Origin of the sequence: Pseudomonas sp. MB-090624 (genome assembly GCF_003205245.1) — a bacterium.
GTDB lineage: Bacteria > Pseudomonadota > Gammaproteobacteria > Pseudomonadales > Pseudomonadaceae > Aquipseudomonas > Aquipseudomonas juntendi.
On sequence record NZ_QJRK01000043.1, the window covers coordinates 45,873 to 59,020 of the forward strand.

Annotated in this window: 12 protein-coding genes and 1 pseudogene; 7 read left to right on the top strand and 6 right to left on the bottom strand. The window is 61.4% G+C overall.

Going from position 1 to position 13,148, the window contains the following annotated elements; genetic code table 11:
• Positions 1-52 precede the first annotated feature (52 nt).
• The gene (locus tag DMX12_RS21900; RefSeq protein WP_028699746.1) at positions 53-1,417 is read left to right on the top strand and encodes a deoxyguanosinetriphosphate triphosphohydrolase; all 1,365 of its coding nucleotides are present in this window, start codon (positions 53-55) and stop codon (positions 1,415-1,417) included.
• A 162-nt stretch (positions 1,418-1,579) separates the two neighbouring features.
• Here DMX12_RS21900 and dgt read toward each other — a convergent pair.
• The 4 genes and pseudogenes from dgt to DMX12_RS21920 all read right to left on the bottom strand — a co-directional run.
• A pseudogene (dgt, locus tag DMX12_RS21905) lies at positions 1,580-2,203 on the bottom strand (dGTP triphosphohydrolase); the annotation flags it as partial.
• A 156-nt stretch (positions 2,204-2,359) separates the two neighbouring features.
• Positions 2,360-2,689, bottom strand: a complete 330-nt coding sequence (locus tag DMX12_RS21910; protein WP_009684003.1) for a hypothetical protein — start codon at positions 2,687-2,689, stop codon at positions 2,360-2,362.
• Positions 2,686-3,060 (bottom strand): phage holin family protein, encoded by a 375-nt coding sequence (locus DMX12_RS21915; protein ID WP_009684002.1) that lies wholly within the window; start codon positions 3,058-3,060, stop codon positions 2,686-2,688. Before DMX12_RS21915 ends, DMX12_RS21910 begins: the two co-directional genes overlap by 4 nt.
• A gap of 9 nt (positions 3,061-3,069) precedes the next feature.
• Positions 3,070-3,384: a YqjD family protein gene (locus DMX12_RS21920; protein WP_009684001.1), complete on the bottom strand. Its 315-nt coding sequence runs from the start codon at positions 3,382-3,384 to the stop codon at positions 3,070-3,072.
• Between the two features lie 324 nt (positions 3,385-3,708).
• On the opposite strand from DMX12_RS21920, the gene DMX12_RS21925 reads away from it, so the two are divergent.
• From DMX12_RS21925 to DMX12_RS21945, 5 genes are all read left to right on the top strand, one after another.
• Complete coding sequence (locus DMX12_RS21925; RefSeq protein ID WP_029886184.1) at positions 3,709-4,917, top strand: ammonium transporter; 1,209 nt, start codon at positions 3,709-3,711, stop codon at positions 4,915-4,917.
• A 65-nt stretch (positions 4,918-4,982) separates the two neighbouring features.
• Complete coding sequence (locus DMX12_RS21930; protein WP_009683999.1) at positions 4,983-5,222, top strand: glutaredoxin family protein; 240 nt, start codon at positions 4,983-4,985, stop codon at positions 5,220-5,222.
• A gap of 108 nt (positions 5,223-5,330) precedes the next feature.
• The gene (locus tag DMX12_RS21935) at positions 5,331-5,762 is read left to right on the top strand and encodes a D-Ala-D-Ala carboxypeptidase family metallohydrolase (RefSeq protein WP_110679429.1); all 432 of its coding nucleotides are present in this window, start codon (positions 5,331-5,333) and stop codon (positions 5,760-5,762) included.
• Positions 5,763-5,827: 65 nt separating this feature from the next.
• The gene (locus DMX12_RS21940) at positions 5,828-6,136 is read left to right on the top strand and encodes a hypothetical protein (protein ID WP_009683997.1); all 309 of its coding nucleotides are present in this window, start codon (positions 5,828-5,830) and stop codon (positions 6,134-6,136) included.
• A gap of 51 nt (positions 6,137-6,187) precedes the next feature.
• Positions 6,188-7,072: a pseudouridine synthase gene (locus tag DMX12_RS21945; RefSeq protein ID WP_029886186.1), complete on the top strand. Its 885-nt coding sequence runs from the start codon at positions 6,188-6,190 to the stop codon at positions 7,070-7,072.
• A 67-nt stretch (positions 7,073-7,139) separates the two neighbouring features.
• Here DMX12_RS21945 and DMX12_RS21950 read toward each other — a convergent pair whose 3' ends face one another.
• Entirely contained in the window at positions 7,140-8,705 is a 1,566-nt protein-coding gene (locus tag DMX12_RS21950) for a PAS domain-containing methyl-accepting chemotaxis protein (protein ID WP_110679430.1), read from the bottom strand.
• Between the two features lie 180 nt (positions 8,706-8,885).
• The gene (gene acnA, locus DMX12_RS21955) at positions 8,886-11,627 is read right to left on the bottom strand and encodes an aconitate hydratase AcnA (protein WP_009683993.1); all 2,742 of its coding nucleotides are present in this window, start codon (positions 11,625-11,627) and stop codon (positions 8,886-8,888) included.
• Positions 11,628-11,851: 224 nt separating this feature from the next.
• On the opposite strand from acnA, the gene rlmM reads away from it, so the two are divergent.
• Positions 11,852-12,916: a 23S rRNA (cytidine(2498)-2'-O)-methyltransferase RlmM gene (gene rlmM / locus DMX12_RS21960; protein WP_009683992.1), complete on the top strand. Its 1,065-nt coding sequence runs from the start codon at positions 11,852-11,854 to the stop codon at positions 12,914-12,916.
• Positions 12,917-13,148 lie beyond the last annotated feature (232 nt).

A 13,148-nucleotide genomic window follows, 5' to 3' on the forward strand; every position in this document is an offset into this window, starting at 1 on the left:
ATATCAATGGCTAATGATTTTTTTGTGTGTTGTTCCTTCGCCCGGAGGTGCTATGGACAGAATGAGTTGGGATAAGTTGTTGAATACTAGTCGATTAGGTGGACGCCCCCCGAAGTCGGAACTTGGTCGTTCACCCTTCCACTCAGACCATGATAAAGTCATTTTCTCCGGTGCGTTCAGACGCCTTGCAAGAAAAACTCAGGTACATCCTCTGGCGACCAATGACCATGTACATAATCGCCTTACCCATAGTTTAGAGGTGGCTTGCGTAGGTAGGACGCTCGGGGTCCGAGTTGGGCAGGAGCTTTTGAAGGAAAAACTAATTTCTGATTTCTATTCAGCTTCGGACATTGGCGATATCGTACAGACTGCATGTCTTGCTCACGATATTGGCAACCCGCCGTTTGGACACACAGGTGAAGAGGCCATACGTCATTGGTTCACTAATGATGTAGGTGCGAAGATGATTGAGCACTTGCCTTTCAATGAAGCTACTGACTTCCGTAGATTTGAAGGGAACGCCCAAGGGTTCCGGGTGTTAACAACCTCAGAGTATCATCCGTATGATGGGGGGATGCGTCTAACTTATGCATCTTTGGGTGCTTTTATAAAGTATCCATGGATGGCACGTGATGCAGTTAATCAGTTGCGACCTATTAAAAATAAATATGGTGTTTACTGCTCGGAACTTGGTTTTTTCGATGAGGTGGCGGATGCGACGGGGTTGTTAAAGCTTGGTGATGGCTGGCGTTGCCGCCATCCATTAGCTAACTTGATGGAGATTTCAGATGATTTTTGCTACGCCATCCTTGATCTGGAGGATGGTGTGGAGATGGGTATCCTCGAATGGGATAAGGTTTTTGATATTTTGTGCCTTGTTCTGGATGAGAAGCAACGGGACCAATTGGCCAAAGAAACGCAGGGAATGAAAGTTGGGCGTAGGTTATCGATGGCTCGCGGTAAGGTTATCTCTGCATTCGTAGATGCAGGGGTGGCTGCTTTTATGGGCAATTATGATGAAATTATGGCTGGCAAGGCTCTTGGTATATTTGAACTGTGTAGCAGTAATGTGCGTGATTGCGTAAATGCTGCCAAAATTCTTGCACGCGAGGAAATTTTCCAACATCCGCGTAAAGTTGAACTTGAAATAGGTGCGTACAGCACGATATCAACGTTGTTGCAAGTTAGCTGTTCGGCTGCTCTGAGTTTTGCTAGGAATGGCGGAGTCGCTGATTCAAAGACCAAGCGGGTAGTCGATTTAATGGGGCTTGACTTGGTTGCTATAAACGCCTGCGAAAATGTTTCAAAGGACTACTCCGCGATTATGCAGGTTCTGGACTACGTGAGTGGCATGACTGATAACTACGCCATGCATTTGGCTCGACAGTTTAGTGGTATGGGCGGTGAGCGAATTTAGGTGGATTGGCTCTCGCCAATGGTGGTATGCTCAAGTTCAGCAAAGCCCTCCTTATTCTTTTTTTGATTATCAAGTTTAGTTTTCATGCCAAAATAGTTGCACTTATAACTTTTTGGCTGTTGATTTTCAAAAAATGTCATTTTTGGCTGTTTACTATAGCCACAGCTCGCTCTGATAACTGCCGAACTTGTGCTTCTTGTAGCCCAGGGCGTCGGCATGGCGGGCGCTCCAGGGGTATTTGAGGTAGGTGCCGAGGGTGGCATAGGTCAACCGGGTGCCACCGTCGAACTGGTGGTACTCCAGTTGCGTAAGCACGCGGAAGCCCTGCGCATTGCCCTCGAAATTGAGGAAGTCGGCACGCTCGTCATCACCCATGTCGTCCAGCCACCCGCGCCCGGCCGCCTGCTGGAACCAGTGACGTATGGCGTCTTCGCCAGAATGGCCGAATGGCGGGTTGCCGATGTCGTGGGCCAGGCAGGCCGACTGCACGATCATCCCCAGGTCGCTGGGCGCGCACCAGTCTGGCAAGCTTTCGCGCAGGGTTTCACCCACGCGCATGCCCAGCGAACGCCCCACGCAACTGACTTCCAGCGAATGGGTCAGGCGCGTGTGAATGTGATCGTTACTGGTGACGGGGTGCACTTGGGTCTTGCGCCCCAGGCGGCGAAAGGCGCCCGAGAAAATGATGCGGTCGTGGTCTTTGTGGAAGGGGCTGCGCCCGAGTTCTTCGGCGCTATACAGGGCTTTGCCCAGACGTTCGCGGGTGAGCAGGGTGTGCCAGTCCAAGGCGCGGTCTCCAGGGGGTCAAAGGCTATAGCTTCTGGTGTGCTGTGCCTGCGCGCAAGTGGCAGGGGCAACGCTGGCCGCTGGCATGCATTACCCGCGAACGGCCGGTGGCGGCACCGACACATTCGCGGTCGAGCCTGCGCCCATGCACCGCCTTCAGCGGCGACGGCTACCTTGCAGGTACAGGCGCACCAGCGGCAGCAGGCTGGTGCCCAGGCGCACAAGCCTGCCCAGGTTGCCGCTGCGCACGCCCTTGCCGGTCATGAAGCCCAGGGCTACCACAGCGCCAATACCCCACAGCGGCGCGTGTTTGATGCCCAAGCCGTCGTGCAGCGAGCTGCCCATGCCGCGCATGCGCTGCAACGGTGCCAGCAGTTGCCCGGATTCGTGGCGGATCTCCTGGCGGTGCATTTCCATGCGCAGGCGCAGCAACGCCTTGCGCAGCTCGCGTGGGTTTCGTGTGTTCGGCAGTTGTGGCAGGTTCATGGCAACAAGCGCTCCCGGTCCTTGGCGAGTTCTTCGAGGGTGGCGTTGAAGGGGGATGACTCGTCGAACACCGCTGCCTTCAACCGTACACCGCAATACAGTGCAGCCAGGCTATAGAACACGCACAGGCCGATGATGCCGGCAAGGCGATAGCTGTCCCACAGCAGCACCAGTAGCAAGCCCGACAGTGCAGTGAGCAGCAGCAGGGCGAACACCAGTGCCAGGCCGGCGAACAACAGCAACCTCAGCGTGCGGCCTTTCTGCTCCTGCAGCTCGATACCGAACAGCTCGATATGGCTGTGCAGCAGCCCCAGCGCGGCTGCGCCCAGGCGCCTGCCCGATGCGCCGGCGCCGTTGGCTTCGTTCTCCATGGGAACCCCTTAACGCCGGTTGGCCAGCAGGCCGATCAACAGGCCGACGCCGGCAGCGATGCCGATGGCCTGCCATGGGTTTTCCTGTACGTACTGCTCGGCGCTGCCCAGCGCAGCCTGGCCGCGGTCGCGTACCGACTCCTGGGTCAACTGCAGGGTCTCGCGGGCCTGGGCCAGGCGCTCGTGAATCTGCCCGCGCAACTCCTCGGCCTGGTCGCCTGCCAGGTTGGCGGTGTCGGCCAGCAGCTTTTCGGTGTCGCGCACCAAAGCCTGGAAGTCAGCCATCAATATCTCTTGTGCAGTCTTTGCCGAATTGCTGGCCATGTGTCTCTCCCTGTCGATGAATGTTGGTAGTTCGAGTGATAGCAGGCGCGGAAGGTTCAAGTGACCGTACACCCGCGTGTGCTGGTATGCGCCTTGCTATGTGTTTGCCACGTTGCGGGGCACCTCAGGCTGTTCTTGCGCCGATTCGGGGCGCCCACGCGGCGAATATCGATAAACCTTAACGCAATCCTCGACAAACCCAAGAAAAAACCACGCAGGTCGCGCCCACGCAACTGAAACAGGGTGACGGCTGGCACCGATTCGGTGCAGGGATGCAGGTTCTTGAACTGTCCTGGTGCCTTTTTCAGCAGGTCTGCCTATTTCATGGATAACATGCACAGCGCGATGGACTCCCTGGTCCACGGTTCCAACACCCTGTTCCTTCTCATGGGCGCCATTCTGGTGCTGGCCATGCATGCCGGCTTCGCGTTCCTCGAAGTGGGCACCGTACGCCACAAGAACCAGGTCAATGCCTTGTCGAAGATCCTCAGCGACTTCGCCATTTCGGCGCTGGTGTATTTCTTTATAGGCTACTGGATCGCCTATGGGGTCAACTTCTTCCAGCCTGCTGCAACGCTGGCTGCCGACCATGGCTACGCGCTGGTCAAGTGCTTCTTCCTGTTGACCTTCGCTGCAGCCATTCCGGCGATCATTTCCGGGGGCATCGCCGAGCGTGCGCGTTTCGTGCCGCAACTGTGTGCCACCGCACTGATCGTGGCATTCGTCTACCCCTTCTTCGAGGGTGTGGTGTGGAACGGCAACCTGGGCCTGCAAGCCTGGTTGCAGGACCGCTTTGGCGCGCCGTTCCATGACTTTGCCGGCTCGGTGGTGGTGCATGCCATGGGCGGCTGGCTGGCGCTGGCGGCGGTGCTGCTGCTCGGCCCGCGCCGCGGTCGCTATCGCGATGGTCGGCTGGTGGCTTTTGCGCCCTCGAGCATTCCCTTTCTCGCCCTGGGCTCGTGGATCCTGATCATTGGCTGGTTCGGTTTCAACGTGATGAGCGCCCAGACCTTGGAGGGGCTCAGTGGCCTGGTGGCGATCAACTCGTTGCTCGCCATGGTTGGCGGCACGTTGTCGGCGTTGCTGGCAGGGCGCAACGACCCTGGCTTCCTGCATAACGGGCCGTTGGCCGGGTTGGTGGCGGTTTGCGCCGGCTCAGACCTGATGCACCCGATCGGTGCGCTGGCTACCGGCCTGGTGGCGGGCGGGCTGTTCGTGTGGACGTTCACCGCGGCCCAGAACCGCTGGAAAATCGACGACGTGCTGGGTGTTTGGCCGTTGCATGGCCTGTGTGGCGTGTGGGGTGGGGTTGCCTGCGGCATCTTCGGCCAGGCGGCACTGGGCGGCATGGGCGGCGTGAGCCTGGTCAGCCAGTTGCTGGGGAGCCTGATGGGGGTGGTGGTGGCACTCGCCGGTGGTTTTGCCGTGTATGGTGCGCTGCGCGCCGTGCATGGCCTGCGCCTGAGCCATGAACAGGAGTTCCAGGGCGCCGACCTGTCGCTGCACCGTATCGGCGCCACCAGCCAGGATTGAAGGTGCACGATGGCCGTGGTGGTCCTAGAATAGGTTTCTCTGCATGCTACATCGGGACCCGCCCCATGCTGCCTGAATGCCAACTGTTCGGCACCCTCGGCTGCCACCTGTGTGAAGTGGCCGAGTCGGTGCTGATGCCCTTCGTCGATCATGGCCTGCTGGTGGAGCTGGTCGATGTTGCCGAAAGCCAGCCTTTGTTCGAGCGATATGGGCTGGTCATTCCGGTGCTCCGGCGCTGTGACAACGGTGCCGAGTTGCACTGGCCGTTCGATGCCGAGCAGGTGGTGGCGTTCCTGGGGCAATGACACCGACAGGGGAGGTACAACCCTGCTCCATGGCAGGTGATGCGCGCTGATGATCAGGCGCCGGCGCACCAGTGCCGGTGCCCCTAGCCATCATCGGAACCGCTTGCCATGTTGATCACACCACATTTCACCCTCGCTGAACTGACCGTTTCCCAGCTCGCGGCCAGGGATGGGTTCGACAACACCCCGCCACCTGAAGCCAGGGCCAACCTGCAACTGCTGTGTTGTGCGCTGGAACAGGTGCGCGCGCTGTTCGGAGTGCCCATCATTGTCAGCAGCGGCTACCGTAGCGAGAAAGTCAACCGCTTGATTGGCGGTGCCACCAAGAGCCAGCATGTCCAAGGGCTGGCGGCTGACTTCACGGTCATCGAGGTCAGCCCGCGCGAGACCGTGCAACGGATCAGCGAAAGTACGGTGCCGTTCGATCAACTCATCCTGGAATTCGACAAGTGGGTGCACCTGTCGGTGGCGCGGGGCACCCCGCGGCGCCAGGTGTTGACCATCCGAAAGGGCAGCGGCTATCTGGCGGGGCTGCAATGAAGCGCATTGACTGCGACGCGAGGATGTTCGTATGCTGTATATAAATACAGTATCGAGGTAAAGCCATGCTCAACGTCGAGCAACTCAAGTACAGCGTCAACCGCATGCCTGTGGAGCGGGTGGCCGACGCCGTTCTGGAACTGCGCCTCGAGGGCCTGGTGACCGATGACCGCACCCCCTTCGGCAAGGTGCACTTCAATACCTGCTTTGCCGAGATCGAAGCCTTGTTCCAGCGGGCCGGCTACCACCGTGGGCTCGATGTGGTCGGGTACCAAGGGGCGCTCTACGCACTTTACGACCCTGGCCGCTGGGAGCCGGTGCAGGTGCTGCGCTGGTTGAAGGAGCGCAGCGAAGCGCTGGCCCAGGCTGGTTGATGGGGCGGGGTTGGGTGATAATGCGCGGCCGTGCCTGTTCCGAGCCCTGCCATGTCCACGCCGTTCGACCCCGCCCGCCAGCAAGCCAGCACCGTGTGCCTGCCACCCGGTCACTGGGCAACGGTGCTCGATTGCCTGTGTGACCATTTCAAGGCCATCGACCGTGCCCAGTGGCTCGACCGCTTTGCCAGGGGGCGGGTGCTGGACGCCCAGGGGCAGGCAGTGGCTGCCGAGCTGCCTTACAAACCGGGCATGCGCTTGCACTATTTTCGCGAAGTGCCGAACGAGCGACCGATCCCGGTGCAGGAGCACGTGCTGCACGTGGACGAGCACCTGGTGGTGGCGGACAAGCCGCATTTCCTGCCGGTGACACCGACTGGCGAGTACGTTGAGCACACCTTGCTGCGCCGCCTGATCCGCAGGCTGGATAACCCTCACCTGGTGCCGTTGCATCGCATTGATCGGCATACCGCCGGGCTCGTGCTGTTCTCTGCCAACCCGCATACGCGTAGCGCTTATCAGCGGCTGTTCCCCGAGCGACGTATCGACAAGCGCTACCAGGCCATCGCGGCCGCTTTGCCGCAACACGCGTTTCCGTTGGTGCACAAAAGCCGCCTGGTGCATGGCGAGCCCTTTTTCCGCATGCATGAGGTAGAGGGTGAGGCCAATAGTGAAACCCTGGCCGAGGTGCTGGAGAAGCGTGGAGCGCTGTGGCGGTACGGGTTGTCGCCGGTCACCGGCAAGACCCACCAGTTGCGGGTGCACATGGCTGCGTTGGGCGCGGGCATCAGCAATGACCCGTTCTATCCGCAGTTGCTCGACACCGCAGACGATTACCAGCGGCCATTGAAACTGCTGGCGCAGAGCCTGCGTTTCACCGACCCGTTGAGCGGCGAAGAGCGCTATTTCGAGAGCCGCTTGAGCCTGGACTGGTAACCCTGCCTGGGCATGCGTTGCCAGCCAGGGGCTGCTGTGCAACCCCTCGCGGCGCGCAGGTCTGCGGTCAGCGGTTGAAGCGCTCCACAAGTGAGTACTGGCTCCCGGCCGTAGTGGTCAGCTCTTCGCTCAACAGCGCCGAGTGCTGTGCCTGCTCGGCGGTCTGGTCGGCCAGTTCGGCGATGGTGCTGATGTTACGGCTGATCTCATCGGCCACGGCGGTCTGCTCTTCGGTCGCGGCGGCAATCTGGGTCGCCATGTCGGTGATGTTGGCGACCGCTTCGCTGATGCCGACCAGCGCTTGGTCAGCCTGCATCACACGATCAACGCCTTCCTGCGCCTGACGGTGGCCGGTTTCCATGGTCAGTACGGCGTTGCTGGCGGTTTGCTGCAGCTTGGCGATCAGGCTGTGGATCTGCCCGGTGGACTCGGCGGTGCGTTGAGCCAGCTGGCGCACTTCGTCGGCCACTACAGCAAAGCCACGGCCCATTTCCCCAGCCCGCGCCGCCTCGATGGCGGCATTCAATGCCAGCAGGTTGGTCTGGTCGGCAATGCCCTTGATCACATCGACGACACCGCCAATTTCGTCGCTGTCCTTGGCCAGTTGCGTGACGGTCTGGCCGGTTTCGCCCACTGCTGTCGACAGGCGTTCGATGGCCTCGCGGGTTTCCCCGGCAATCTGCCGGCCTTGGCTGGTCAGGCGGTTGGCTTCCTGGGTGGCATCGGCTGTGCGTTGCACGTGGTTGGCAACTTCCTGGGTGGTCGCGGCCATCTGGTTGACGGCGGCGGCGACCTGTTCGGTTTCGACCCGCTGGCGTTCCAGCCCCGAAGAGCTCTTGTGTGCCAGGGCGTCGGACTGCCGCGCCTGGTCGCTGAGGTGCTCGGCGCTGTCCTGCAAGCGGGTCAGGCAGGTTTTCATGCGCGCATCCTGGCTGAGCATGGCCATTTCCAGGCGGGCCTGCACGCCACGGCTGTCGGTGTACATCTGCGCGATCAGCGGGTCGGAGGTGGTCTGTTCAGCCAGCCGCAGCAAGCGCTTGAGGCCGCGTTGCTGCCAGCTCAGGCCAATCAGCCCAAGCGGTACGGAAAGCGCGGCGGCCAACGCGAAGCCCCAGGAATGGCCCAGCCAGTTGCCAATCAGGAAGCCCGCCTGGCTGATCAGGATGAACGGCAACCAGTCCTGCAGCACCGGCAGCCACTTGTCACGGCGCGGTACCGGCGGCTTGCCCTGGTTGATGCGCTGGTACAGCGCCTCGGCGCGGCGGATCTGCTCGGCGGTGGGTTTGACCCGCACAGACTCGAAGCCGACCACCTGGTTGTTGTCGAAAATCGGTGTGACGTAGGCGTTGACCCAGTAGTGATCGCCCGACTTGCAGCGGTTCTTGACGATACCCATCCACGGCTGGCCTTGCTTGAGGGTTTGCCACATATGGGCAAACACCGCAGGCGGCACGTCGGGGTGGCGCACCAGATTGTGCGGCGCACCGGTCAGTTCTTCGCGGGTGAACCCACTGATGTCGATGAAGGCATCATTGCAGTAGGTAATCACGCCCTTGGCGTTGGTGGTGGAGATCAACCGCTGCTGGGCAGGGAAAGTCCGTTCTCTCTGGGTAATCGGCTGGTTGTTACGCATGGGGTGATAGTCCGCAGGGCTTTGGATGGGTATCGGCAAGCCACCGGGATTATTGAGTGATTATTTAACATGCGTGACAAAAGGTGTTCGATTTTGGTGCAAGGGTGCCTGAGCAATCGAGCGCCGTGTGGGCGGCGCTCGATTGGCAGGTGTCGCAGGTTTTCCAGTGCGGCTGCGCCCTCAACCCGCAATCAGCTGGCGCAGCACATAATGCAGAATTCCGCCTGCCTTGAAGTATTCCACCTCGTTGACGGTATCGATCCGGCACAGCACCTCGATCTGTTCCTGCTGGCCATCCTCGCGGGTGATGCGCACCTGTAGCGGCATGCCAGGGTGAATCGGTGCGCCGTCCAGCCCCAGCACGTCGATCTGCTCCTTGCCGGTCAGCCCCAGCGCCTTGCGGTCGTGCCCGGCCGTGAACTGCAGCGGCAGCACGCCCATGCCCACCAGGTTGGAGCGGTGGATACGCTCGAAGCTTTCCGCCAGCACTGCCTTCACGCCCAGCAGGTTCGTGCCCTTGGCCGCCCAGTCGCGGCTGGAGCCGGTGCCGTATTCCTGCCCGGCAATCACTACCAGCGGGGTTCCTTCCTGCTGGTAGCGCATGGCCGCGTCATAGATCGACAGTTTTTCACCCGAGGGCACGTGCAAGGTGTTGCCGCCTTCCTCGCCCGCCAGCATTTCGTTGCGGATTCGGATATTGGCGAACGTACCGCGCATCATCACTTCATGGTTGCCGCGCCGCGAACCATAGGAGTTGAAGTCGCGTGGCTCCACACCTTTTTCGCGCAGGTAGCGCCCCGCTGGGCTGTCGGCCTTGATGTTGCCGGCAGGGGAAATGTGGTCGGTGGTCACCGAGTCGCCCAACAGCGCCAGCACGCGGGCGCCGCGGATGTCGGTGATGGCCGGTGGCGGTCCGCCGATGTCGTCGAAGAAGGGAGGGTGCTGAATATAGGTGGAGTCTGCCTGCCACACGTAGGTAGCGGCCTGGGGTACCTCGATGGCCTGCCACTGGGCATCGCCGGCGAACACTTCGGCATATTGCTTGTGGAACATGGCCGTGTCGACCTTGGCCACGGCCGCCGCGATCTCCTGCTGGCTGGGCCAGATATCGCGCAGGTACACCGGTTGGCCGTCCTTGCCCGTACCCAGCGGGTCACGCGTCAGGTCCACGCGCACACTGCCGGCGAGCGCATAGGCCACGACCAGCGGCGGCGATGCCAGCCAGTTGGTCTTGACCAGCGGATGAACGCGCCCTTCGAAATTACGGTTGCCCGACAGCACCGAGGCCACGGTGAGGTCAGCGCTGGCAATGGCTTTCTCGATGGCTTCATCCAGCGGGCCGGAGTTGCCGATGCAGGTGGTGCAGCCATAGCCAACCAGATCGAAGCCCAGCTCGTCGAGGTAAGGCGTGAGCCCGGCGGCCTGGAAGTAGTCGGTGACCACCTTGGAGCCCGGTGCCAGCGAGCTTTTCACCCAGGGTTTGCGTTGCAGGCCTTTTTCCAGGGCTTTCTTGGCTACCAGCCCGGCAGCCATCATCACGCTGGGGTTGGAGGTATTGGTGCACGAAGTGATGGCGGCGATCACCACGGCGCCATCGCGCAGGGTGTGGGTCTGGCCTTGGTGGCTGTAGTCGATCTCGCCGGCCTGGTCGGCATTGCCAACGGCCACGCCGCCACCCCCTTCACTTTCCAGGCGGCCGACTTCCTTGGCCAGCGGCTTGGGTTGCAGTTCGATGAAGTGGTCGAAGGCCTGGCTGACCTGGCCCAGTGCGACCCGGTCCTGCGGCCGCTTAGGCCCGGCCAGGCTGGCTTCGACGTCGTGCATGTCCAGCGCCAGCGTGTCGCTGAACAGCGGCTCGTGGCCGGGCAAGCGCCACATGCCTTGGGTTTTGCAGTACTGCTCGACCAGTTGCACGGTCGCTTCTGGCCGCCCAGACAGGCGCAGGTAGTCCAGGGTGACGTCATCGACTGGGAAAAACCCGCATGTAGCGCCGTACTCCGGGGCCATGTTGGCGAGGGTGGCGCGGTCGGCAAGCGGCAGCTCGGCCAGGCCGTCGCCATAGAACTCGACGAACTTGCCGACCACGCCTTTCTTGCGCAGCATCTGGGTCACGGTCAGCACCAGGTCGGTCGCAGTGATGCCCTCGCGCAGCTTGCCGGTCAGCTTGAAGCCGATCACTTCCGGGATCAGCATCGATACGGGCTGGCCGAGCATGGCCGCCTCGGCCTCGATACCGCCGACCCCCCAGCCGAGCACGCCCAGGCCGTTGATCATGGTGGTGTGCGAGTCGGTGCCGACCAAGGTGTCGGGGAAGGCATAGGTGCGGCCATCGGCTTCACGGGTCCATACCGTGCGGCCCAGGTATTCCAGGTTGACCTGGTGGCAGATGCCGGTGCCCGGCGGTACCACGCTGAAGTTGTCGAAGGCGTTCTGGCCCCAGCGCAGGAAGGCATAGCGCTCGCCGTTGCGCTGCATTTCGATTTCCACGTTCTCGCTGAAGGCTTGCGTTGTGCCGTAGCGGTCGACCATCACCGAGTGGTCGATCACCAGGTCGACCGGTGACAGCGGGTTGATGCGTTGTGGGTCGCCGCCGGCCTTGGCCATGGCGGCGCGCATGGCGGCCAGGTCGACCACTGCCGGTACGCCGGTGAAGTCCTGCATCAGTACGCGTGCGGGGCGGTACTGGATTTCGCGGTCGGAGCGCCGCTCGCCCAGCCATTGGGCGAGGGCGCGCAAGTCGTCGCCGGTCACGGTTTTGCCGTCTTCCCAGCGCAGCAGGTTTTCCAGCAGCACCTTCAGGGACATGGGCAGGCGTTGCAGGTCACCCAGCTGGCGGGCGGCTTCGGTGAGGCTGAAATAGTGGTAGGTCTGGTCGCCGACCTTGAGCGGCTTGAGGGTGTTCAGGCTATCGAGCGAGGGCATTGCCAACTCCTTCTGCGCCGGTGCCCGGCATTGAATTGCGGTTTGCCGGTAGCACCGTTATGTATCGGCCCGCACGGCACGGACCTGGCTGAAAGGTCAGGTTAGACCGGTTTAGGCCACCTGACCCTTTTCTGGACCGGCGGGGCGTGTCGCAGGTTCCGAACTTCCTTTATCATCGCCGCCCTGCCGGCGCCTGTGACGCGCCCGCCGTAGTGGAGTGAGAGATGAATACCCTGTTCATGCATTGCCGGCCCGGTTTCGAGGGTGAGGTGTGCGCCGAGATCAGCGAACATGCCGCCCGCCTGGGTGTCGCGGGCTATGCCAAAGGCAAGCCGCAAAGTGCCAGCGCCGAGTTTGTCTGTAGCGAGGAGGGCGGTGCCGAGCGGTTGATGGGGGAGCTGCGTTTCAATCAGCTGATCTTCCCGCGGCAATGGGCCCGGGGTGCGTTTGTCGAGCTGCCGGAAAGTGACCGTATCAGTGTGCTGCTGGCGCAGTTGGCTGGTTTTCCGGTGTTCGGCAGCCTGTGGCTGGAAGTGCTGGACAGCAACGAGGGCAAGGCGTTATCGACGTTCTGCCGCAAGTTCGAAGTGCCTTTGCGCAAGGCCCTGGAAAAGGCCGGGCGCCTGGTTGACGACGCCAGCCGCCCACGCTTGCTGCTGACCTTCATCAGTGGCCGGCGGGTATTTGCGGGTATCGCTGCAGCCAACAACAGCGCGTTGTGGCCCATGGGTATCCCGCGTCTCAAGTTCCCCCGCGAGGCGCCCAGCCGTTCGACCCTCAAGCTGGAAGAGGCCTGGCACCAGTTCATCCCGCGTGAGCAGTGGGAGCAGCGCTTGGGCGATGATATGACCGGCGTCGACCTGGGGGCTTCGCCGGGAGGGTGGACTTACCAGCTGGTGCGTCGTGGCATGTTGGTGACGGCTATCGATAATGGGCCGATGGCCGAGAGCCTGATGGATACCGGCCTGGTCCAGCACCTGATGGCCGATGGTTTTACCTGGCAACCCAGGCAACCGGTGGACTGGATGGTTTGCGATATCGTCGAGAAGCCGGCGCGGACGACTTCGCTGATCGAAACCTGGTTGGGTGAGGGGCTATGCCGGGAGGCGGTGGTCAACCTGAAGTTGCCGATGAAGCAGCGTTATGCCGAGGTACGGCGGCTGCTCGAGCGCATGGAGGCGACGTTCAAGGCGCGCAAGGTACGGGTTTCGATTGCGTGCAAGCAGCTGTATCACGACCGTGAGGAAGTGACATGCCATTTGCGGCGGCTTGATCTGAAACCTCGTTGAATCGGTGCTTGGTGCTTGAGGGTGGGGCCGATGGGAACGAATACCTATGCGGTGTAAACGCCCACGTTGTTGCAGAGCTTGAAATCCTGGGCGCAGGTTTTGATAGCGCGAAAACTCCAGCTGCGATAGCGACGCATAGTCACCTTTTCGCCCTTACGGCGAGTCACTTTTTGTCAAACGCGACAAAAAGTAACCAAAAAACGCTGCGCTCCCGTCATCCGGCCCCTGCGCT